Here is a 21642-nt window from a genome sequence, read left to right as displayed (position 1 = left end):
TGGCAAGCCAATCGAACCGCCCCGCCCCTCGGCCCGCATCGCCCCCTGCCGCATTCGCGAGACGCACGATCCTCGGCGCGCTTACGGCATGCGCCGCATTTGCCACGCTGGGCTCAGCAGCCCTGCTGGCGCCCGCCGAAGCCTTCGCCCAGGACACCGGCCATGCCACGGACAAGGTTCTGCGCATCGGCTTTCAGAAGTCCGGCTTGCTCGCGATCCTGAAAGCGCAAGGCTCGCTGGAGCAAAAGCTCAAGCCGCTCGGCTATAGCGTGAAGTGGTTCGAGTTTCCGGCCGGGCCGCAACTGCTCGAAGCACTGAACGCCAACAGCATCGACTTCGGCTACACGGGCGCGCCGCCGCCGGTGTTCGCCCAGGCCGCAGGGGCCGGCTTCGTCTACGTGGGCGCGGAGCCTCAGGGCCGTCATAGCGAAGCGGTCATCGTCAAGCCCGATTCGCCGCTGCAGACGGTCGCCGGGCTGAAGGGCAAACGCGTCGCGCTGCAAAAGGGCTCGAGTTCGAACTTTCTGCTGCTCGAAGTGCTGCAGAAAGCGGGGCTGCGCTTCGAGGACATCCACCCGGTCTACCTGGCGCCGGCCGACGCCCGTGCGGCCTTCGAGAACGGCGACGTCGACGCCTGGGTCATTTGGGATCCTTACTATGCAGCGGCCCAGGACACGCTGAAGGCGCGCACGCTGGCCGACTATTCGAACGTCAACACCGCGTACAGCTTCTATGAGGCGACCCGCGGCTTCGCCCAGCAGCATCCTGATGTGATTGGCGCGCTGCTGGGACAGTTGCGCACGACCGGCCAGTGGGTCAACCAGCATCCCGACGAAACCGCCGCGCTGATTGCGCCGAAGGTCGGTCTCGACATCAAGCTGGTCCAGACATGGGTGCGCCGCTACCCGTACGGCACCACGGCGGTCACCGACGAAATCGTCCAGTCGCAGCAAAGTGTCGCCGACGCGTTCTACGGCGCGCATCTGATTCCGCAGAAAATCACCGTGCGCGACAATGTCTGGCAAAACCGCGATGTGACGGCGAGTCTCGCCGAGAAGTAAGCGGATCGCGGGGTGGGCGCGAGGCGCCTGTCCCGCCGTTGCTCCCCTGTCCTCCCGCACTCATCCCGCACTCACCCCGCTCTCGTCGCCCAATCACAAATTGTCAAAAACGTTGTAGCAGTAGAACTTTCCCTTCCCCCCTCGGTCCCTCCTACGTACGCTTCTCAAGCGTCGTTCTTCGGGTTGCCCCGCTCTTGCGGACCATTGCGTGCTCTCGCGCACGCTCTGGCTGGCTCTTGCCGATTGACGCCCGCCTCGCGCGGGCGCGTCTGCACCCACTGCCTCTTATGAACCATCGCGCCGGCGCTCGCTCGCCGCCGCCTGAAAACAAGGACCGTCAAGGCCATGCAGAACCTTCTTGCCCAGATCCATCCGAGCCGGTGGAGCTTTCTCTGGGATGCGCTCTCCACCATCTCCATGCACCTGTGCGCCGCCGCGCTGATCCTCGTGGTCGGCTGGTGGGTCGCCCGCCGCGTCTCGCGCTCGCTCAACCGCCTGCTCTCCCGTCAGACACGCATGGACGCCACGCTGCGCCCGATTCTCTGCGACACCAGCCTGTGGGGCATTCGCGTGGTCGCCATCATCGGCGCGCTGTCGCAACTGGGCATTCAGACTGCGAGCATCGTCGCCGTACTGGGCGCCGCCGGACTGGCCATCGGCCTCGCGCTGCAAGGCACGATGCAGAACATCGCGGCCGGCATCATGCTGTTGCTGCTGCGCCCGTTCAAGGTGGGCGACTCGATTGAAGCCGGCACGGGCACCGTCGCGGGCACGGTCGAAGAAATCAGCCTGTTCACCACACGCCTCACCAAGGCCGATGGAATCTGCGAATACGTGCCGAATAGCGCGCTGTGGAGCAACTCGATCCGCAACTACAACCGCAATCCGACCCGCCGCCTCGATCTGGAAGTGGAAATCTCCGTGCGCGACGATGTGGATCACGCGCTCGCCGCACTGCGCGCCCTCGCCGCCTCCGACCCGCGCGCCCTGCAAAGTCCAGCGCCGCAAGTGATGGTGAGCCGCTTCGACGACAGTACCGTGGTGCTGAATATTCGCGTCTGGGCCAATATCGACGTGTTCTGGGACATGCGCTGGGATCTCGCCCGCCAGGTGCGCCAGACGCTCAACGCCGCGCAATGCGGCTTGCCGGTACGCACGCGGGAATTGCATATCGTGCAGAACAGCGACGCGAGCGAGCCGGTAGCGGGTCGTGGCGCGGCTGTATCGCGAGTGGTTACGCAATAAGTAAGCCCGTCAGCGGCCAGCCGCGGCTGGCCGCTTCGCTTCTCCCCGCGTTGTAGCCGCGCGTTGTACCCGCCTCATTCCCCGCTTTGCCCCCACTTCTCGCCAGATCCTCGCCGTCCCCCATAGAGTCCGCAATCTAAACCACCCCTTGCGGGATTCGATCTCAGCCCCTATTGTTACATCACTCAATGTCACAGTTAAGAGTGAATAAAAAGGAGACGGATCGGATGAACGCTCGTACGATGCCCCCCGACGCCTTGGCGCCCCTCGAAACCGATATCGCGATCATCGGTTCGGGCTTTGCCGGTCTCGGCATGGCAATCCGGCTCCGGCAAGCCGGCATGACCGACTTCATGGTCGCCGAAAAGGCCGATTCGGTCGGCGGCACCTGGCGCGACAACCACTACCCCGGCTGCGCCTGCGACGTGCAATCGCACGTCTACTCGTTCTCGTTCGCGCCGAATCCCCGCTGGAGCCGCATGTTCGCGCGCCAGCCGGAAATCCGTGCGTATCTGGAGCAATGCACCCAGCGTTTCGGCGTGGCGAAGCACCTTCGCTTCGGCCACGAACTGCTGAGCGCCACCTACGACGAAGCCAGCCACCGTTGGCAAATGGTGTTCGCCAACGGCCAGCGCTGGTCGGCGCGCGTGCTGGTGTCGGGCATGGGCGGCCTGTCGCGGGCGGCGCTGCCGGATATTCCAGGGCTCGACAGCTTCAGGGGCAAGACCTTCCACTCGCAGAACTGGGACCACAGCTATGCGCTCGAAGGCAAGCGCGTCGCCGTGATCGGCACGGGTGCGAGCGCGATCCAGTTCGTGCCGCAGATCGCGCCGCGCGTCGCACAACTGAACCTGTTTCAGCGCACCCCGCCGTGGATCATGCCGAAGGCCGACCGCGCGGTGAAACCGTTCGAGCAATGGCTGTTCCGCCACCTGCCCTTCACGCAAAAAATCCTGCGCGCGGGTCTCTACTGCATGCTGGAGTCACGTGCCTTCGGCTTCGCGATTCATCCTTCGCTAATGAAGACGGCGCAGAAAGTCGCAGTGCGCCATCTGCACCGCCAGGTGGCCGATCCGCAACTGCGCGCCACGCTCACGCCCAACTACACGATGGGCTGCAAGCGCATTCTGATTTCGAACGACTACTTCCCCGCCCTGTCGCGCCAGAATGTTTCGGTGGTGACGAACGGCATTGCGCGCATCGAAGAAGACGCTGTGGTCACCGCCGACGGCGTGCGCCATCCGGCCGACTGCGTGATCTTCGGCACCGGCTTCCAGGTAGCGGACCCGTTCCCGCGTGGCGTGGTGCGCGGCAAAGGCGGTGTCGATATCGTCGATACCTGGCGCGACGGCGCCCATGCTTACCTGGGCACCGCACTGCCTGGCTATCCGAACTTCTTCATGATCGTCGGCCCGAACACGGGGCTCGGCCACAACTCGATGGTGTATATGATCGAGTCGCAGGTCGAATACATCCTGCGCGCGCTGCAGACCATGCACAGCGAACGCGCCGCTGCGATCGAAGTACGGCCCCAGGTGGAACGCGCCTACAACGAGCAGATCCAGCAGAAACTCGGCCGCGCCATCTGGTCCACCGGGGGCTGCAAGAGCTGGTACCTCGATCCGAAGACCGGCAAGAACACCACGCTGTGGCCGGGTTTCGCGTTCCGCTTTCGCCAGGCGACCAGCACGTTCAGCATGGACGATTACTTTGCCTATGCGCCCGCGCCTGCCGCTCAGCCGCACACCGTGCCGGACGTGCAGCACCTCGCTTCGATACGAGGGGTCGCTTCGGCTGCCGCTTCTTCCAGTGCTTCGGCCGAAGCGACTTAAAAGAAAATACAGGAGAGACGCGATGAAGAATTTCACTGACCGGGTTGCCGCCATCACCGGCGCGGGCTCGGGTATGGGCCGCTCGCTGGCTATCCAGCTGGCGCGCGAAGGCTGTCACTTGGCACTTGCCGATCGCAATCCAAGCGGCCTCGCCGAAACCGCGCGGCTCGCCCAGGCGCAGGCGCCGCAAGTGACCGGCGCGCCGCTGCGGGTGACGACACGGGTGCTCGATGTGGCGGATCGCGCGGCCATGTACGACTGGGCCGCTGAAACCGTGGCTCAGCACGAGCGCGTGAATCTCGTTTTCAACAACGCGGGCGTCGCACTCTCCAGCACGATCGACGGCATGGACTACGCCGATCTGGAGTGGATCGTCGGTATCAACTTCTGGGGCGTGGTGCATGGGACCAAGGCGTTCCTGCCGCATCTGAAGGCGTCGGGCGCCGGGCATATCGTCAATACGTCGAGCGTGTTTGGTCTGTTCGCACAACCAGGCATGAGCGGCTACAACGCCACCAAGTTTGCCGTGCGTGGTTTCACCGAAGCGCTGCGCCAGGAGCTCGACCTGATGAAATGCGGCGTCTCGGCCACCAGCGTGCATCCAGGCGGCATCCGCACCAGCATCGCCCAATCGAGCCGGATCGCCCCGAACATGGTGGGCTTCATGCTGGAGAGCGAACAGCAGGGCAAGGACGACTTCGAAAAGTTCTTCATCACCACAGCCGATGAAGCGGCGCGCGTCATTCTCGACGGCGTGCGCCACAACAAGCGGCGCGTGCTGATCGGCCGCGACGCGCGTGCCGCCGACTGGCTCGCCCGGACCCTGCCCGCGGCCTACCAGGCGCTCGTGGTGATGCAGACGCGCCGCATGCAGCGGCTCGCGCACAAGCGCGCCTCGGTCACCCAGGCCGCGCAGCGCGCCCAGTCCACCGGAAAGCGCGCCTGAACCCTCAGGATCATAAGGAGAAAAGCCATGATGCCCATTCGCCGCGACCTTCGTTTTGCCTTACCGCCTGAGCGCGCCTGCGACTGGCACCAGCAAGGCTCGCATGTGACGCACTTCTTCAACGCACTGTCTTTGCTGTTCCCCGCGGGCGAGCGCTTCTTCATGGACAGCGTGCGCAACTACCGCGACTGCATTGCCGATCCGGTGCTGAAAAAGCAGGTGCTCGGTTTTATCGGCCAGGAAGCCATGCACACGCGCGAGCATATCGAATACAACGATCTGCTCAACGCCGCTGGGCTTCCCGCGCATATGCTCGACCGGCGCCTGACGATGTTTCTCAACCTCAATCGCAAGATGCCGAAGTCGTTCCAGCTTGCGATGACCGTCGCGCTCGAACACTACACGGCGATGCTCGCCGGGCTGCTGCTGGAGGACGAAACGCGAGTGGGCGGATCGGTCGAAGGCTATGTGCAGATGTGGACCTGGCATGCGCTCGAAGAAACCGAACACAAGGCCGTCTCGTTCGACGTCTGGAACACCGCGATAAAGCCTGGCCCCGCGCGCTATCTGCTGCGCACCGGCACCATGCTGACCGTGACGGCGGTGTTCTGGCTGATCGTGTTCGACTACCACGTGCGGCTTCTGATCGCCGACCGCAAGCGCGGCGGCCATCTGCGCGGCATGTGGCGGGTCGTCAAGTTTCTGTACGGACCGAAGCACGGCGTGTTTCCGGGCATTGCGCTGGAATGGCTGCGCTTTTTCAAACCCAGCTTCCATCCGTGGGATTACGACAACCGCGCGCAACTGGCGCGGATCGACGGGCTGGTCGCCGCGGTCGAGTCGGCCAATGCCGCCAATCCCGTTGCGCTCAAGGCCAGCCGGCGCGGCGTGCGGGCGGCCGCGTGATTCGCGACACGCTCGTCGTCGACGCCGGCGACGTACGCCTTGCGGTGTACGTCAGCGGACCGCGCGAAGCGCCGCCGCTAGTGCTGGTGCACGGCTATCCGGATTCGGCCGCGGTGTGGGAGCCGGTGCGGGCGCGACTGGACGGCCGTTATCGCGTGATTGCCTACGACGTGCGCGGCGCCGGCGCCTCGGACGCACCCGCAGGGCGGGACGGCTATCGTCTGGAGCGGCTGGCGTCCGATCTGGCCGCGGTCGCGGAGGCCACCTGCGGCGGACAGGCGTTTCATCTGGTTGGGCATGACTGGGGATCGATCCAGAGTTGGGAAGCTGTGACGGGCGCGGCATTCGAAGGCAGCATCGCATCGTTTACGTCAATCTCGGGGCCCTGCCTCGACCATGCAGCGCTGGGCCTGCGCGGCGTCAAAGGCCAGCGCGGACACGCCGCCGTCAAAACCGCCGCGCAAAGTTCCGCAAGACCGTCCGCAAGCGCGCTACGCCAGGCCCTCAAGTCCTGGTACATCTTCTTCTTTCATCTGCCGCTCTTGCCGGAGCTGGTCTGGCGCTGCGGCGGCGCACGGGCATGGCCGCTGTGGCTGCGGCTCACCGAACGCGTCCGCCCTGCTCACGACCCCGCCCAACTGCGCAACGGGGTCAATGGCCTGAACCTGTACCGCGCCAATTTCATCGACCGGCTGCTTCGTCCACGCGAGCGCGCGGCGCATGCGCCGGTGCAGTTCATCGCACCGCTGCGCGATCTTTATGTGGGGCCGGCACTTTCGCTGGGTCTTGAAGGATGGCTAGGCGACTACACGCGCGACACGATCGACGCCGGGCACTGGGTCGTGCTGCGCGATTGCGCCGGGATTGCCGAAAGAATCGACCGCTTTGCCGCCCAGCATCCCGCGCTGAGCCGGGTGAACGGCGTCAGCGCGTTCGTGGCAAGCGTGTGAAGAGCGTCGGATAGTCGATCACGAGACCGTCTTCATCGACCAGCATGTTGGCGCTGAAGTTGCGAAAGATCCCTTCATAGCGGTATTCGCGGTTTAACGCGATGCAGGAGTAGGCCTGCTCGACGCGTGTGACCTGCAGGTCGGGCGTCGAAATATACGCCACGGTGATCGGCCTGCGCTCGCCCTCGGCCAGTTGCAGGCGGCGAATCGGCAAGGTGTTGGTGAAGGGTGTGGCGGCAATATCGATGTCGATACAACCGTCGATGCCGTTGAGCACCTGGCCATTGCCGTCGCGCCAATGTCCCTCGCCGTCGCCACGCAACTCCAGATCGCCGCCACCCATGATTTTCAGGTACGCATAGGTGACGCGCCAGCGCGGATCGCACAGCAGCTTGTAGTAAAGCCCGTAGCTCTTTCCATAGCGCTGTCCGACGACGGCGCTTTCGACGAAGAAACCGTCGTCGCGCGCATCGAACGCGAGATGTTCGACGCCATCGCCTTCCTCCGATGCCCAACGTACTTCACGCATGGCCTTGCCTCCTTGTAGAGATGGGCGGCTCGCGGGTTGGCCCGCGCCTGCCCGGCGCCTCGCCTCGCTCCGCCATTCGGCGTTCTATCGTAGCAAGAGTGCGCGGCGTCTGCCGGTACCGCGCCCGCGCCGATCTGCGGACAAATAGCCACTATCATCGCGCCGGGATGCCCAGCGCGGCACAGGTGCCCTATGCTCGCAATTCACCAAGGACCGGGCGCGGCGCCCTCGCCTCGCACGCCCTACATCTCGCCCCGCCATCATGCACGCCGCATCTAACGAAGCAGAATCCACCGCGCTGCGCACGCTGCTGCGCAGCCTCGGCCAAATTGTCCTGCAGCCCAACGCCATCACCGGCGCCTGCCTGCTCGCGGCCTGGCTCGCGTTCGACCCGCGTCTCGCCTGCGCGGCGCTCACCGGTGCGGTCTCGGCGAACATCGGGGCCGTGCTGGCCGGCTACGACGAAGCCGGCACGCGTGACGGCTTGCATGGCTTCAACGGCGCCCTGGCCGGCCTCGCGGCATTCACATGGATTGGCGACGCCGGCACGGCCGCCGCAGTCGCGATTCTCGCCGGGATGGCCACTGCATGGGGGCTTGGGCCGTGGTCGCGCCGGCTGCGCGTGCGCGGCCTTGGCGTCTATTCGAGTCCTTGCCTGATCGTCACATGGCTTTGGCTGCCGCTGGTCATGCCTCATGCCGCAGCGACTGCAGCGACTGCTGCGACGCTTACGCCAATGCACCTCGCAGGCTTCGCGCAGATTCCGGACGGCGTACTCGCTGGGCTCGCGCAAACGGGTTTTGCGTCGGGTGCGGTGCCTGGCTTGCTGGTGCTGTTGGGAATCGGCGCGTCTTCGCTGCGGCACGCAGCCTGGGCGCTGGCGGGAGCCGGCGTCGCCAGTGCGGTGCACGTGCTGCTCGGCGCCAGCCTCACCTCATTCGATGCCGGCCTGTTAGGATTCAACGGCGCACTGACGGCGCTCGCGCTCGGGGAATGCGGTTGGCTGGCTGCGCTTGGCGGTATCCTGCTGTCGGTGGCCCTGCAACAGATTGCAGAGCACTACGGATTGCCTGCGATGACCGCGCCGTTCGTGCTCGCCACATGGAGTGTGCAGAGCCTGCGGCGGTGGCGTCGCACCGGCTCGCCAGGCGCTACCGGCAAGCGAGCCGCCCTGCGCCGCGCGCTCTGAGGTGCGCCGCTCAGGCGCGAGACCGGGGCCACCGGACCAGTAGACAGATACGCAGGAGACCCTCATGTCGTTCACCCACACGCCCACCGGGCGCGTTGCCGCAAGCGGCCCTTGCTCGGCAGCGGAACTGCAGACCCGCATCGATCTGGCCGCCGCTTACCGGCTTGCCGCGCTAAACGGGTGGGATGACCTCGTCTACACGCATATTTCGGCGAGCGTCCCCGACGAGCCCGGCCATTTTCTGATCAATCCGTTCGGTCTCGGATTCGAGGAAGTCTGCGCTTCCAACCTCGTCAAGATCGATATTCAAGGCAATATCGTCGGAGCCAGCGAGCATCCGGTCAACGCCACCGGCTTCGCGATTCATGCGGCCGTCCACGCGGCGCGCGCCGACGCGGTCTGCGTCATGCATCTGCACAACACCGCGGGGATTGCGATATCGCTGCAGCCGGCGGGATTGTTGCCGGCGTCGCAGCATGCGCTGCGCTTTCATGGCCAGCTCGCTTATCACGAGTATGAGGGACTGGCGTTCACGCCCAGCGAAGCGGAGCGGCTTGTCGCCCATCTCGGCGACAAGCCTGCGATGCTGCTGCGCAATCATGGCACGCTGACGGCGGGCCGCACGGTCGCCGAGGCCTACGTGCTGATGGCGACGCTCATCAAGGCCTGCGAAATCCAGCTTCAGGCACAGGCCGGCGGCATGGAACTGGTGCTGCCGGCCGCTGCAGTGGCGGCGCGCACGGCAGAACAACTGCTCGACGGCGGCGCGATAGAAGGCGTGCTGGAATGGCCGGCGCTGCTGCGCAAGCTGGACCGTATCGACCGCTCGTTTCGCGACTGAGTGGCTGGTTGAGGCACTCACTGCGAGCGTAGCCGCGTTTTCAGATCATCAGGTTTTTACTCACGGAGAATTGACATGCCCACGTTTCACATCGAACTGTTCGAAGGCCGCACGCTCGAGCAGAAACGCCAGTTCGTCGAAGCCATTACGAAAGCGACCTGCGAGTCGCTCGGGGTCGAGCCGAATTCGGTGGATATCATCCTGACCGACGTGAAACGCGAAAACTGGGCTACAGGCGGCAAGCTCTGGAGCGAAGCGTAACGTCTGCGCTCTACGGTGCGGTGCCAACACGCACCCTGCGGCAGCACGCATATCAAACCAGGCAGACAAAAAGACGGCGTCACCGCCTTGGATGCGGGACGCCGCTAAGACCACACTCGCATGTCGGGGTCGATCACACGAGAGTCTCCACAATAGCCATCGCGTAGACGCGCTTCAAGACGAAAAATTTTCGTTTGTAACGCGCCGGCAGGTAGCTGTTACGTCTGCAGAAAACCCGCCTCAGCGGCTTCCGCGCCGCACGGACATTTGACATTTCGTCCATAGCGTCAGCGCGAATTGTCAATTTACAGATTCAAACACTTCTTACGCTTCCATCTGACCAGAGACCAGGCCATCCGGCCGATGTTGCTCCCGAAATCCCTCCGTTATCCTGATGTTTTCATGTGGCGCCGACACCATCGCGATCCTGTGGATCGAGCCGGGTGGCGCTTGTTTTGAGATAACATATTTGTTATGATGGAGACCAATGGCTTTTCTGATCGATTTCTATAGCGAGAAGGTCAAGATCGAAGTTGCTTCGCTGCCCAAGACACTGCTGGCCCGCTTTATCGCGCTGGCCGACCGTATGGAGCAATATGGGCCGAATCTCGGGGCACCGCATACCCAAGCCATGGGCGGCGGTCTCTTCGAAATGCGTCTGAAGGGAGCGGAGGGCATTGCCAGAGTATTCTTTTGCTCGGTCGTCGAGTGTCGGATCGTCATGCTTCACTCTTTCGTGAAGAAGTCGAACGACACGCCTCGAAGCGAGCTGGAAGTGGCTCGTCAAAGACTGCAGGAGGTCAAACGTGGCAACGTATAAGGAACTGCGGAAGGTAGCGCTCGCGGACCCCGAAGTCCGCGCGGAATATGAACGGCTGAATCGCGAGGAATTCGCCCTGCTCGATCAGATGCTCGCGGCGCGTCACGCCGCCGGCTTGAGCCAGGCGCAAGTGGCCGAGCGCATGGGCACCCAGGCGCCGGCGGTCACGCGCCTCGAGCGGGCGCTCGCCTCGGGGCAGCATTCGCCCTCTATCGACACCTTGCGCAAATATGCCGCTGCGTGCGGCAAGAAGCTGGTTATTTCTATCGCATGATTGAAGGATGCGTGGCAGCGGCTGCCGTCCGGCAGCCGCGCTTCATCAACGAGACTCGCGGGCGTCACCACCACACTCATCATCGCTGTCGCCACTGCGCTGTTGCAGCGCGGTGTATTGACGCAGTTTTTACGTCAGGAGCCGCATCGAGCCGAACGGGCGTTCGATAAAAACTTGATTCGGATCAACGACCTAGCATCTCAAAATAACTGCGGGCCAGTTTTCAACGCGTCTTTTCGACGCACGGCGCAACGCAGCAAAATACCTCACATTCCCCTACTCTTGCGCCATCTGCAAACCGCAGTGCGCGCCGACAGCGGTCGACGCGCGTAGCTTGTTTCCGGCATCAAGAGCTATGAACCCCGCATCCGCAATTTCCGCCTTCGACCTGGCGCGCATCCAGTTCGCGTTCACGGTCTCGTTTCATATCGTCTTTCCCGCATTGAGCATCGGGCTCGCCAGTTTCATCGCCGTGCTCGAATGGCGCTGGCTCAAGACCGGTAAGGCCTACTACAAAGATCTGTGTCTGTTCTGGTCGAAGATCTTTGCAGTGGCTTTCGGCATGGGCGTGGTCTCCGGCGTCGTGATGAGCTACGAGTTCGGCACCAACTGGTCGGGCTTCTCCAGTTTCGCCGGCCCGATCACCGGCCCGCTGCTGATGTACGAGGTCATGACCGCGTTTTTCCTCGAAGCGGGTTTTCTCGGCATCATGCTGTTCGGCTGGCAGCGCGTGAGCCCGCGCGCTCACTTCGGCGCAACGCTGATGGTCGCCATCGGCACACTGATTTCAACCTTCTGGATTCTCGCCTCCAATAGCTGGATGCAGACGCCGCAGGGCTTCGCAGTCGAAAACGGCCATGTCGTGCCGCTCGACTGGTTCAAGATCGTCTTCAATCCGTCGTTCCCGTACCGGCTCGCGCATATGGCGCTCGCCGCCTTTATCGTCGCGGCGCTGGTGGTGGCGGCGGTCGGCGCATGGCATCTGCTTAAGGGCCGGCGCGACCCGGCCGTGAAGAAGATGTTCTCGATGGCGCTGTGGCTGCTGTTGATCCTCACGCCGATCCAGGCCTTCGTCGGCGACCAGCACGGCCTGAACACACGCAAGTATCAGCCGGCCAAGATCGCCGCCATCGAGGGTCTGTGGGACACCGAAAAAGGCGGCACGGCGCTCAACCTGTTCGGCATCCCTGACATGAAGGCGGAGACCACCCGCTACGCCTTGTCGATTCCGCACCTGGGCAGCGTGATTCTCACGCATAGCTGGGATGGCGAAATTCGCGGCCTGAAGGAATTCCCGCCTGAGGACCGGCCGAATTCCACCATCGTGTTCTGGAGCTTCCGTGTCATGGCAGGGCTCGGCATGCTGATGATCGCCATGTCGATCGCCGCCTGGGTGCTGCGCCGCCGCGGCAAGCTGTATGACGCCAGGTGGTTCCAGAAACTCGCCGTGGCGATGGGGCCGAGCGGCTTCATTACCTTGCTGGCTGGCTGGGTCACAACGGAAGCCGGACGCCAGCCATGGGTCGTGTATGGCGTCATGCGCACCTCGCAAGCGGTGTCGCCGCTCACCACGCAGCAAGTGGGCATCTCGCTGATGGCTTTCGTGATCGTCTACTTCCTCGTATTCGGCACCGGCATCTACTACATGCTCAAGCTGATGCGCTCGGGTCCGGCGCTGCCCGGCCACACGCCGCACGGCGCGCCCGATGGAGTACCCGGCCGCGGCGCGGACCACCCCTTGCCGGCCGCGCGGCACTTGATCGACGCAGCCTGAATCACACCGTATCGAGGTTAAGAAAAATGGATGTCACCGTAGTGTGGGCCGCGATCATCGCGCTGGGCCTCTTCATGTATGTGGTGCTCGACGGCTTCGACCTGGGCATCGGCATCGTGTTTCCGTTCTTTCCCGATGAGAAAGAGCGCAACCTGATGATGAACACCGTCGCGCCCGTCTGGGACGGCAACGAAACGTGGCTCGTGCTCGGCGGCGCGGGACTGTTCGCGGTGTTCCCGGTGGTCTATTCGACCGTGCTGTCGGCACTGTACCTGCCGCTGATTTTTATGCTCGCGTGCCTGATTTTCCGCGGCGTATCGTTCGAGTTGCGCGCCAAGGCGAACCGCACGAGGCATCTGTGGGATCTGGCGTTTATCGGCGGCTCCACCGGTGCGGCCTTCTTTCAGGGCATCGTGCTGGGAGCGTTCCTGCAAGGCATTCCGGTCGTCGACGGCAGCTATGCGGGTGCGGCGTTCGGCTGGCTGACGCCGTTCAGCCTGCTGACAGGCCTCGGCCTCGTCGTTACCTATGCGCTGCTTGGCTGCTGCTGGCTGGTTGCCAAAACCGAGGGCGATCTGCAACGGCGCCTGCATCGCGTCGTGTGGCCGCTGACGATCATCCTGCTCGGCTTTATCGCCCTGGTCAGTCTGTGGACGCCGCTGCAAGACCCGAATATCGCGCAGCGCTGGTTTGCGTCAGGACTGTTCTACCGCTTGCTGCCGGTGCCGTTCCTTGTCGCGATCTGTGCATTCCTCATGCATAAGGCCGTACGCGACCGGCATCACAAGACGCCCTTCGTGCTGGCGCTGGCGCTCGTGCTGATCGGCTATCTCGGCTTGCTGGTCAGCCTGTGGCCGTACGCCATCCCGTCGAGCATGACTCTGTGGGAAGCTGCCGCGCCGCGTTCGAGCCAGATGTTCACGCTGGTCGGCGCCGCGGTGATCATTCCGATCATCCTCAGCTATACGACGATGGGTTACTGGGTATTTCGCGGCAAGGTGCGCCATGACGATCAACATCACTATCACTAGGCGGACGGCGCCGCCCGCTGCCCCCGTGCGGCGTGCGCTGCCGGGCTGGGTCTGGTTTATCGCGCTGTGGTGCGCCGGCGTGGGCGGCGCGATGTCGCTTGGCTTCGCGTTCAAGGTTCTGATGAATCTGACGCTGTTCGCCGTCAAGTGAATGCGCGAAGACCGCCTCGCCAGTCGCTCCTGCAGAGGCGGCCGTGCCCTGAGGATTGGGCCACGCATGCGGCCCTTCAAAATCCCGCGGCCTTGCACGTCTATGTAGCAGGCCGCAGTCCGAGCAGTTGTCCGGCGTATTGCAGTGCATCTGAGAGAAACACCTGGTGCCGCCGATCAAGCATATGATCGCAGCATGAGGTGCAGCAGCATCAGCAATCCAGCATAAGCCTCTCTCTGGAAGAGGCAGGCAGTAGACGCGGCCGCGCTGGCACAGGCGGCCTGACGGGACGGATGGCGCATCCTGGGGGGCGCCATCCGCGTCCGGCATCGGCGGAACAAACGTGGAAACTACCAACGCGCAGTGCCGATACGCGGAGACATCATGAAGTTTCTAGTGGCCGACGACCATGAACTGATCCGCCAGGGCGTCAAAGGACTATTACGCGGACTCGATCCGCAAGCCCAGTTCGACGAAGCAGATAGCTGGGAAACGCTGGCCGCCGCCGCGCGGCCCGATGCCGATCACGATCTGGCGATTGTCGACCTGCACATGCCGGGCATGAACGGCGCAGGGTCCCTCGACAAGCTGCTGAAAGCGAATCCGGCCTTGCCGGTGGTCGTGCTTTCCGCGGAGGAATCGCCCGACGAAATGCGCGCCGTCCTTGCGGCGGGTGCGCTCGGCTTCGTGCCGAAGCGCCAGCCGGCCAGCGTCATGCTGAAGGCAATCGAGCTGGTGCTCTCGGGCGGCGCGTATGTGCCGATGGAAGCGCTCAGCCTGCTCGGCACGCGCGAAGCGGCGCCTGGCGCGAGCGCCGGGGCTGCGGCTACTACGGGCGGTACGGCAAGCGCCATGGGCAATACAGACGCTGCCGACGCCGCCACCCCGGCTGGAGCAGCCGCAACAGCCAGTGCGCAAGCCGCGCTGACCGAGCCGATTGCCCAGGTCACCGCGCTGCAGCCGCATCAGCAGCATCTGCTGGAAAACCTCTCGCCGCGGCAACAGGACATCATGCGCCTCGTGCACCGCGGCTGGACCAACAAGATGATCGCCCGCGAACTCGGCGTGGCCGAGGGAACCGTGAAGGTGCATCTGTCGGTGATTTTCCGGGCGCTGGGAGTCCACAACCGCTCTACCGCGATTGCGGTGATCAACGGCTGGCTGGAAGCCGGGAAAACGCTTTAGCAGCCGTCCCCCATCACGACACCTTGCGCTGCGCGTCGATCGCCGGCCCGGCCGTCTCGCCGGCCGGGGCCATGCGGACGCCATCGAGCTCCGCCTGCTGCCACAACATCTCCAGCGTGCGCCGCAGGCGCGCTGGCGTCACCGGCTTATGCAGCACCGGAATGCCTCGGGTGGCAAGCGTCGCCAGTTCGCTCGAGGCCATGTCGCCGGTAATCAGCAGCATCACCGCACCCTCGTGCCCGACGCGCTGCAGCGTGTCGCGCACCGCGGAGAGTACCTGCGCACCGGTGTGGTGGTTCGCAAGCTGGTAATCGCACAGCACCGCGTCCGGGACAAAACCGTCGTGCAGCGCCTGCAGCGCCAGCGCCTCGTCGCGCACGCCGCGCGCCACACAGCCCCAACGGCCCAGCAGGCTCGTCAGGCCTTCGAGAATCGAAGGATCGTCGTCGATGCAGAGCACCCGCCGCCCCTGGGCCGAGGGGCCGCTTGCCACCGTGTCCCTGAGACTTGCCACGATTGCGCCGGGTTCACCCGCCTGGACCATGAAGCGAAACACGGAGCCGCGTCCCGGCGCCGAGCGCAGGTGCAATTCGCCGCCCAGCAGGTCGACGAGGCGTTTGACCGTCGGCAAACCTAGCCCGTGCCCCTGGCGCGCGTCGCGCAGAGGATTGGCTACCTGATAGAACTCCTCGAAGATGCGCACCTGTTCCTCGACGGGAATTCCGATGCCGGAATCGCGCACCTCGATATACCCGCCGGTGCGCCGCCCCGCGCGCCGCAAACCCATCCAGATCGCGCCTTCCTCCGTATAACGCACTGCATTCGAGAGCAGATTGCTCAGCACCCGTTCGAGCAGCACGGGATCGTCGTAGACCACCAGCGTAGTGGGCGCGATGCGCAGCGCCAGCCCCTTCGCCGCCGCTTGCGGCCGGTACTGGTTGCCGACCCGCTCGAACAGCTCGCCGAGCCGGAAGTGCAGCCGGATCACCTGGGTGACGCCGCTCTCCATGCGCGCCAGATCGAGCACCTGGTTGAACAACTGGTTGAGCGCTTCGACGTTGCGGACGATGTGATCGGCGGTCTTGGCATGCTGCTGGGGCGTCACCGACGCATCGTTGAGCGAAGCCGCCAGCAAGCCGATAGCGTGCAAGGGCTGGCGCAGATCATGGCTCGCGGCAGCAAAAAAGCGCGTCTTGGCGAGACTCGCCTCTTCCGCCACCTGCTTCTGCTCGGCGAGCGACTCCGCCAGATGCTGCTGGTCGACCCGCGCATGCACGACGCGCTGGAACAGCTTGCGGTAGCTCATCGCGTATATATTGATCGCGCAAAAGAAGAAGGCGAGGACGATGGCGAGAATGGTGCGGTCCAGCGTGTGGCTGCCGAACAGCAGCACGATGGCCGGCAGCAGCAGAAAAGTGATGCCGGTCGAGAAATTCAGCACGTCGAAGCCGTTCGACATGAACACGCCCGCCGCCAGCGTCACCAGCATGACCGTATGCAATATGGGTAAATCGGCCTGGTGGCTGTGAAACGCGAACCACACGGCCAACCCTGGCGCGCTATACAGCAGCGCCCCGCGCAGGGCGTGCAGCCTGATCCAGCTGCGCGCCGTCAGCGCATCCGGCCAGCGGTGCCGGCAGAACCACAGTCCCAGCGAGGCGAAATTCGCCAACGCATAAAACCCGAAGCACGCCGCGAACAGATCGGGATACGGCATGTCGACCCAGTAGATCGACACCAGCACCACGATCGAAAACCAGTGCGTGAAGAAGGCTATGGGGTTCTGCGCGTACAGCACGCGCACCAGGTCTTCGTCGATCGCTCGCTGGATAGGATCGGCCCGCATCGTGCGGTCTCCCATGCAAATAGTTGCTGTCGGCCGGAGTTCGAGCTTTAGCGCCCTGGCGCGTTACTCCGGTTCCATGCAGGATTGTTGCGGTCGGGTCCGGCAGTTTCGATGGCGTAATGCTGCGGTGCGAGAAGCGAGGCGTGCTGCGCGCCGCCTGCAATGACCAAAATGGTGCACGTGATAGCTGACGACGGTTTACCCGGCAGTTTACCTGTCAGCTATCACTTAATCCATATAGGCGAAGGCGCGCGCAAAAACCATACTGGCTTCACTTTCCAGCGCGACCAAAATCCTCTCGGACGGCCACCGCCGCCCCGCTCCGGGGTTGAGCGCGCTCCCTGCCCCACCTTTCGACGGAGGCTTCCATGGGCGCCGTACCCAGCCGCGACTTCATCCGCAACCTCGATAACGCGATCCTTCCCGATCTGTGGCGCCGCCGCACACAGTTGTCAGGTGACGAAATGGTGTCGATGGTGGACCTCGTGAAGCGGGCGTTGCGAACCTACCACCCGCTCGAGCTGCAAGCGCTCGGCGAGGACAAGGAGGAGCTGGTCGCGCAGTTCATTTTTGCGCGGGTGCTGCGCCTCGCCCCCGGCCATTCCGACACGCATGCCTGCGCGGAAAGCGCGCCGTCCAACGGCTACGCGCTGTGTGCCTACTTCCGCCGCTACCTGATCGACTGCCTGCGCAGCGCCGGACACCAGCGCAATGTGTCGATGGAAAACGAAGGCATGGAACAGGAAATCGACCTGCATGCCCACGCGCTCGAAGACCCGGTGCACAGCGTGCTGCTGCAATACGGCCTGAGCGAAGCGCGCGTGCGCGCCGCTGCGCGCACCTTTATCGACGGTCTCGACGAACCCGAGCGCATCGTGCTGGCCGGCAGTCTCGGCTGGTGCTCCGAATGCAAAGGCGGCCTCTCGGCCGTGGCGGCACAGCATCGCGTCCCCTCGTATCACTATCGCGCGGTCAAACTCGGCGTCACGATGAAAAAGACGGGCGACGCCAGCGATTTTTCCAATACGAAGATCGGCCGCTGGCTGATCGACGTGCTCGGTATCGAGATCGAGGTCGAAAACCGCGCGGCGATTCTGATCGCGCTCAACCTGCTCGCCGCGGAATCGGGCGACAGCGAGATGAATGAAGCGGCCGCCTAACTGAGCGCCGCCATCCAGGCGCGGCGTCATGCCCGACGACGCCCGCCACGACTCACCGGCGATCCACCTTTGTTTGCCGCCCCGCACCGCCTACGATAGGTAGGCCGCGCAGCGCTCAGTCATCCTCACGAGCCAGGGCTCCCCCGCCCTGGTCACATTCCAGTCAACAGGTGTCCATGATGAACCGCTTATCCAGCGCCCTTCAGGCAATGCAGCCGCATTACGAAATCGTCGTGGTCGGTTCCGGCTACGGCGGCGCCATTGCGGCGAGCCGGATGGCGCGGGCGGGCCGCCAGGTCTGCCTGCTCGAACGCGGCCGCGAATTCATGGCCGGGGAATTTCCCTCCACCCAGTTCGAAGGCGCGAGCCAGGTGCAGTACAACACCAGCCTCGGCCAGCTCGGCTCGCCGCTTGCGCTGCTGGAGGTGCATGTCAATGCAGAGGTCAACGCGGTGGTGGGCTGCGGCCTGGGCGGCACCTCGCTGATCAACGCCAACGTGGCGCTCAAGCCCGATCCCCGGCTGTGGCAGGACCCGCGCTGGCCGGCCGCCGTGCGGGACGACACAGCCGGCCTTGCTGCCGGCTATGCGCGCGCCGAGGCGATGCTGCAGCCCTCGCCGGTGCCCGCCGACTTCCCGCCGCTGCCCAAGCTCAATGCGCTGGCCCGCTCGGCGCAGGCGCTCGGCATGGCGCAGCGCTTTTCGCGCCCGCCGATCACGGTCACCTTCGAAGATGGCCCGAATGCGGCCGGAGTCGAGCAGAAGCGCTGCGTCGGCTGTGGCGATTGCAACTCGGGTTGCAACCATGAGGCGAAAAACTCCACCCACATGAACTATCTGCCCGACGCCGTGGCGCATGGCGCGCAGATTTTCACGGGCGTCGCGGTGCATTCGGTGGTGCGCGACGCGGCGACCCAGCAATGGCTGGTGCGCTATCAGCCGGTGGATCTCGGGCGGGACATCTACGATGCACCGGATCTGGTTGTCACGGCGGATATCGTGATCCTCGCGGCGGGCACGCTCGGTTCGACCGCTATCCTGCTGCGCTCGCGCGATGCCGGACTCCCGGTCTCCGCTCAGCTCGGCCAGCGCTTCACCGGCAACGGCGACGTGCTCGCGTTTGCCTTCAACACGGATGAGCCGATCAACGGCATCGGCTGGGGGCCGCACAAGTGTGGCGAGATTCCCCCGGTTGGGCCGACCATCTGCGGCCTGATCGATCATCGCGATACGCCCGATGTCAGGGACGGTTTCGTGATCGAGGAAGGCTCGCTCGCCGGGGCGGTGGGCATCGGCATGATGGGCGTGCTGGGTATTGCCGCGCCGGCCGAAGGGGTGCAGATGCCCGAGCCGCCCTCGCCGGCGCGCTCGCTGGATGCCGATGCGCGCATTCTCGAAAGCCTGCTGCGCGGCCCTTATCACGGCGCCATGAACCACACGCAGACTTACCTCGTGATGGCGCACGACGACGAAGCCGGACAGATTAGCGTCGAGCAGGGCCGGCCGCGCATCAGTTGGCCCAACGCCGGTGAGCAGCCGATCTACGCCGCTGTCGAAAAAACGCTCGAAGCAGCCACCGTTGCGCTGGGCGGCGAGTACCTGCGCGATCCGATCTCCGCCAGATTGCTCGGCGACCGGCTGGTGACGGTGCACCCGCTAGGCGGTTGCGCAATGGCCGACGCGGCTGAAAGCGGCGTCGTCGATCAGGCCGGGTGCGTGTTTTCGGGCACAGAAGGGAGCGCGGTGCATGACGGCCTATACGTGATGGACGGTGCAGTCATGCCGATCTCGCTCGGCGTGAATCCGCTCCTGACCATCTCGGCGCTGGCCGAGCGCAACTGCGCACAGCTTGCGGCGGCACACGGCTGGCAGATCGACTACACGTCGCCGGGCGATGCCGCACCGCCGGCGCCGCCAAAGATCGGCCTGCGCTTCACCGAGACCATGGTCGGCCGCTATCAGCCGGGCACGCCGCCGGAGGGCGCGTCTCAGGATGCGAACCCGGACGCAAGCCCGGACGCCAGCGCGATCAGCTTCACGCTCACGGTAGAGTGCGACGACCTCGCCGACATGCTCAGCAGTCCCCAGCACGCCGCGCGCACCGTCGGCACGCTGACCTGCCCGGCGCTATCTGCGCAGCCCATGACCATCGCCGCTGGGAGTTTCAATCTGTTCGTGATCGACCAGACCCAGGTCGACCGGCGCAACATGAACTACCGGATGACGCTCGAATCGGTGGAAGGCATCCGCTATTTCCTGTTCGGCCAGAAAATCATCACCCGTTCATCGCTGCTCGAACTGTGGCCGCAAACCAATACGCTGTACGCGCAGATTCGCGCTTCCGAGGCAGAAGATGCGCCGGTCATCGGCAAGGCCACGCTCATCATCACACCCGAAAACTTCCTCAAGCAGATGCGCACGATCGAGGTGACCAACGCGCCCGATCTCGAGACACGGCTCGAATGGACGCTGAAATTCGGCAAGTTCTTCGGTGGCGTGCTGTTCACCGAATACGGCGGCGTGGCGGCGCCGTTGCAGTTTCTCAATTCGGACGCCGCCGCGCCGCGCGTGAAGCGCTCGCTGCGCGCGCCGGCCCCCGAACTGACCTGGTTCAGGACGGCCGGCCCCGACAGCAAGATCCTGAAGCTCACGCGCTATCACGCGGGCGACAAAGGCCCGGTGCTGCTGGTGCATGGTTCGGGCGTGTCGAGCCGCATCTTCGCGACGGACCTGATCGACACCAATCTGGTCGAGTTTCTGTGCGCCGCCGGTTACGACGTGTGGCTGGTCGATCTGCGCGTGAGTATCGAATTGCCGAGCGCACTCGAGCCGACCACCGCGGATCTGATCGCCCGCGAGGACATCCCGGCCGCCGTCGAGCAGGTCCGGCTGATGACGGGCGCCGAGCAGATCCAGGTGGTTGCGCACTGCTTCGGCGCGGTAGCCGTGACGATGTCCTTGCTGTCGGGGCTCAAGGGCGTGCGCTCGGCGCTGCTTTCGCAGGTCTCCGCGCATCCCGTTCCAGCTGCGCTGCAACGGATCAAGGCCGGCTTGCATCTGCCGGAGATGCTCGGGCATCTCGGTGTGAAGGACCTGACCGTACTCACACGGGCCGACGACTGGCCGCACAACCTGCTCGACGAGGCGCTACGCGTCTACCCGGTCGGACATGAGCAGGGTTGCGGCAACGCGCTTTGCCATCGGGCCACCTTCCTTTACGGCTTGCTTTATCAACACGGACAACTCGGTGAGCAGTTGCATGCCAACCTGCAGGAACTGTTCGGCGTGCACGACGTCGAGCTTTTCAGCCAGCTGGCTGCGATGGTGCGCGCGGGCCATGTGGTGGATGCGCAAGGAGAAAACGTCTATCTGCCCAACCTCGACGCCATGAACCTGCCGATCGGCTTTATTCACGGCGCCGAGAACCAGTGCTATTTGCCGGTGAGCACGGAGACCACCTTCAACCTGCTGGTGGAGCGTTTCGGCGCGGCGAACTACGAGCGGCATGTGATTCCGGGCTATGGACATCTCGACTGCATTTTCGGCAAAAATGCGGCAAGAGATGTGTTTCCGGTGATGGTGCAGTATCTGGATGCGCATTGAGGCAGGATTCGCTGCGCTTGCTCAGGACACGGTGAAACG

Annotated in this window: 19 protein-coding genes; 17 read left to right on the top strand and 2 right to left on the bottom strand. The window is 64.4% G+C overall.

Features of this window, described 5'->3' with window-relative positions:
- Positions 1 to 122: 122 nt before the first annotated feature.
- From FFS45_RS26345 to FFS45_RS26320, 6 genes are all read left to right on the top strand, one after another.
- Positions 123 to 1061, top strand: coding sequence for a sulfonate ABC transporter substrate-binding protein (locus FFS45_RS26345; RefSeq protein ID WP_249362932.1), 939 nt, complete (start codon positions 123 to 125; stop codon positions 1059 to 1061).
- 345 nt (positions 1062 to 1406) lie between these two features.
- A complete protein-coding gene (locus tag FFS45_RS26340; protein ID WP_137957567.1) occupies positions 1407 to 2306 on the top strand; it encodes a mechanosensitive ion channel domain-containing protein in 900 nt (299 codons plus the stop codon).
- Positions 2307 to 2533: 227 nt separating this feature from the next.
- Complete coding sequence (locus FFS45_RS26335) at positions 2534 to 4138, top strand: NAD(P)/FAD-dependent oxidoreductase (protein ID WP_137957566.1); 1605 nt, start codon at positions 2534 to 2536, stop codon at positions 4136 to 4138.
- A gap of 22 nt (positions 4139 to 4160) precedes the next feature.
- Positions 4161 to 5084, top strand: a complete 924-nt coding sequence (locus tag FFS45_RS26330; protein ID WP_137957565.1) for an SDR family NAD(P)-dependent oxidoreductase — start codon at positions 4161 to 4163, stop codon at positions 5082 to 5084.
- Positions 5085 to 5111: 27 nt separating this feature from the next.
- Positions 5112 to 5990: a metal-dependent hydrolase gene (locus tag FFS45_RS26325; protein WP_137957564.1), complete on the top strand. Its 879-nt coding sequence runs from the start codon at positions 5112 to 5114 to the stop codon at positions 5988 to 5990.
- Entirely contained in the window at positions 5987 to 6940 is a 954-nt protein-coding gene (locus FFS45_RS26320; RefSeq protein WP_137957563.1) for an alpha/beta fold hydrolase, read from the top strand. The genes FFS45_RS26325 and FFS45_RS26320 overlap by 4 nt, the downstream gene beginning before the upstream one ends.
- On the opposite strand, the gene FFS45_RS26315 is transcribed toward FFS45_RS26320, so the two are convergent.
- A complete protein-coding gene (locus FFS45_RS26315) occupies positions 6915 to 7469 on the bottom strand; it encodes a putative glycolipid-binding domain-containing protein (protein WP_137957562.1) in 555 nt (184 codons plus the stop codon). The two genes, FFS45_RS26320 and FFS45_RS26315, sit on opposite strands and share 26 nt — an antisense overlap.
- 262 nt (positions 7470 to 7731) lie before the next feature.
- Between FFS45_RS26315 and FFS45_RS26310 the strand changes: the two genes are divergently transcribed.
- The 9 genes from FFS45_RS26310 to FFS45_RS26275 all read left to right on the top strand — a co-directional run bounded on the left by FFS45_RS26310 (position 7732) and on the right by FFS45_RS26275 (position 14995).
- Positions 7732 to 8658: an urea transporter gene (locus FFS45_RS26310; RefSeq protein WP_137957561.1), complete on the top strand. Its 927-nt coding sequence runs from the start codon at positions 7732 to 7734 to the stop codon at positions 8656 to 8658.
- A gap of 64 nt (positions 8659 to 8722) precedes the next feature.
- Positions 8723 to 9499, top strand: a complete 777-nt coding sequence (locus tag FFS45_RS26305) for a class II aldolase/adducin family protein (protein WP_137957560.1) — start codon at positions 8723 to 8725, stop codon at positions 9497 to 9499.
- Between the two features lie 69 nt (positions 9500 to 9568).
- Complete coding sequence (locus tag FFS45_RS26300) at positions 9569 to 9760, top strand: 4-oxalocrotonate tautomerase (RefSeq protein ID WP_283204774.1); 192 nt, start codon at positions 9569 to 9571, stop codon at positions 9758 to 9760.
- Between the two features lie 487 nt (positions 9761 to 10247).
- Positions 10248 to 10580 carry a type II toxin-antitoxin system RelE/ParE family toxin gene (locus tag FFS45_RS26295; RefSeq protein WP_137957558.1) on the top strand — a complete coding sequence of 111 codons (333 nt, stop codon included), beginning with the start codon at positions 10248 to 10250 and terminating at the stop codon, positions 10578 to 10580.
- Positions 10567 to 10854 carry a helix-turn-helix transcriptional regulator gene (locus tag FFS45_RS26290; protein ID WP_137957557.1) on the top strand — a complete coding sequence of 96 codons (288 nt, stop codon included), beginning with the start codon at positions 10567 to 10569 and terminating at the stop codon, positions 10852 to 10854. Before FFS45_RS26295 ends, FFS45_RS26290 begins: the two co-directional genes overlap by 14 nt.
- Positions 10855 to 11209: 355 nt before the next feature.
- Complete coding sequence (locus FFS45_RS26285; RefSeq protein ID WP_137957556.1) at positions 11210 to 12628, top strand: cytochrome ubiquinol oxidase subunit I; 1419 nt, start codon at positions 11210 to 11212, stop codon at positions 12626 to 12628.
- Between the two features lie 26 nt (positions 12629 to 12654).
- On the top strand, positions 12655 to 13659 hold the full coding sequence (gene cydB / locus FFS45_RS26280; RefSeq protein WP_137957555.1) for a cytochrome d ubiquinol oxidase subunit II: 1005 nt from the start codon (positions 12655 to 12657) through the stop codon (positions 13657 to 13659).
- Positions 13634 to 13810, top strand: coding sequence for a hypothetical protein (locus FFS45_RS41880; protein WP_171029757.1), 177 nt, complete (start codon positions 13634 to 13636; stop codon positions 13808 to 13810). The genes cydB and FFS45_RS41880 overlap by 26 nt, the downstream gene beginning before the upstream one ends.
- A 384-nt stretch (positions 13811 to 14194) precedes the next feature.
- Positions 14195 to 14995, top strand: a complete 801-nt coding sequence (locus FFS45_RS26275) for a response regulator transcription factor (RefSeq protein WP_137957554.1) — start codon at positions 14195 to 14197, stop codon at positions 14993 to 14995.
- A gap of 13 nt (positions 14996 to 15008) precedes the next feature.
- Here the strand turns inward: FFS45_RS26275 and FFS45_RS26270 are convergent, their stop codons facing one another.
- The gene (locus FFS45_RS26270) at positions 15009 to 16841 is read right to left on the bottom strand and encodes a hybrid sensor histidine kinase/response regulator (RefSeq protein WP_137957553.1); all 1833 of its coding nucleotides are present in this window, start codon (positions 16839 to 16841) and stop codon (positions 15009 to 15011) included.
- A 368-nt stretch (positions 16842 to 17209) separates the two neighbouring features.
- Here FFS45_RS26270 and FFS45_RS26265 point away from each other — a divergent pair, with 368 nt between their 5' ends.
- Positions 17210 to 18001: a hypothetical protein gene (locus tag FFS45_RS26265; protein ID WP_137957552.1), complete on the top strand. Its 792-nt coding sequence runs from the start codon at positions 17210 to 17212 to the stop codon at positions 17999 to 18001.
- A 179-nt stretch (positions 18002 to 18180) separates the two neighbouring features.
- Complete coding sequence (locus FFS45_RS26260) at positions 18181 to 21603, top strand: GMC family oxidoreductase N-terminal domain-containing protein (protein WP_137957551.1); 3423 nt, start codon at positions 18181 to 18183, stop codon at positions 21601 to 21603.
- The last annotated feature ends 39 nt before the right edge of the window (positions 21604 to 21642 follow it).

The organism is Burkholderia sp. 4M9327F10 (assembly GCF_005503145.1).
Lineage (GTDB): Bacteria > Pseudomonadota > Gammaproteobacteria > Burkholderiales > Burkholderiaceae > Paraburkholderia.
This window is presented reverse-complemented; position numbering and strand designations above follow the sequence as displayed.

What these genes read in the sequence shown, in the direction of transcription:
- FFS45_RS26295 (WP_137957558.1), top strand. Translation starts at nt 10,248, where the DNA reads ATGGCTTTTCTGATCGATTTCTATAGCGAGAAGGTCAAGATCGAAGTT.
- FFS45_RS41880 (WP_171029757.1), top strand. Translation starts at nt 13,634, where the DNA reads ATGACGATCAACATCACTATCACTAGGCGGACGGCGCCGCCCGCTGCC.
- FFS45_RS26275 (WP_137957554.1), top strand. Translation starts at nt 14,195, where the DNA reads ATGAAGTTTCTAGTGGCCGACGACCATGAACTGATCCGCCAGGGCGTC.
- FFS45_RS26335 (WP_137957566.1), top strand. Translation starts at nt 2,534, where the DNA reads ATGAACGCTCGTACGATGCCCCCCGACGCCTTGGCGCCCCTCGAAACC.
- FFS45_RS26325 (WP_137957564.1), top strand. Translation starts at nt 5,112, where the DNA reads ATGATGCCCATTCGCCGCGACCTTCGTTTTGCCTTACCGCCTGAGCGC.
- FFS45_RS26315 (WP_137957562.1), bottom strand. Translation starts at nt 7,469, where the DNA reads ATGCGTGAAGTACGTTGGGCATCGGAGGAAGGCGATGGCGTCGAACAT.
- FFS45_RS26330 (WP_137957565.1), top strand. Translation starts at nt 4,161, where the DNA reads ATGAAGAATTTCACTGACCGGGTTGCCGCCATCACCGGCGCGGGCTCG.
- FFS45_RS26285 (WP_137957556.1), top strand. Translation starts at nt 11,210, where the DNA reads ATGAACCCCGCATCCGCAATTTCCGCCTTCGACCTGGCGCGCATCCAG.
- FFS45_RS26340 (WP_137957567.1), top strand. Translation starts at nt 1,407, where the DNA reads ATGCAGAACCTTCTTGCCCAGATCCATCCGAGCCGGTGGAGCTTTCTC.
- FFS45_RS26270 (WP_137957553.1), bottom strand. Translation starts at nt 16,841, where the DNA reads ATGCGGGCCGATCCTATCCAGCGAGCGATCGACGAAGACCTGGTGCGC.
- FFS45_RS26265 (WP_137957552.1), top strand. Translation starts at nt 17,210, where the DNA reads ATGGGCGCCGTACCCAGCCGCGACTTCATCCGCAACCTCGATAACGCG.
- FFS45_RS26260 (WP_137957551.1), top strand. Translation starts at nt 18,181, where the DNA reads ATGAACCGCTTATCCAGCGCCCTTCAGGCAATGCAGCCGCATTACGAA.
- FFS45_RS26310 (WP_137957561.1), top strand. Translation starts at nt 7,732, where the DNA reads ATGCACGCCGCATCTAACGAAGCAGAATCCACCGCGCTGCGCACGCTG.
- FFS45_RS26305 (WP_137957560.1), top strand. Translation starts at nt 8,723, where the DNA reads ATGTCGTTCACCCACACGCCCACCGGGCGCGTTGCCGCAAGCGGCCCT.
- cydB (WP_137957555.1), top strand. Translation starts at nt 12,655, where the DNA reads ATGGATGTCACCGTAGTGTGGGCCGCGATCATCGCGCTGGGCCTCTTC.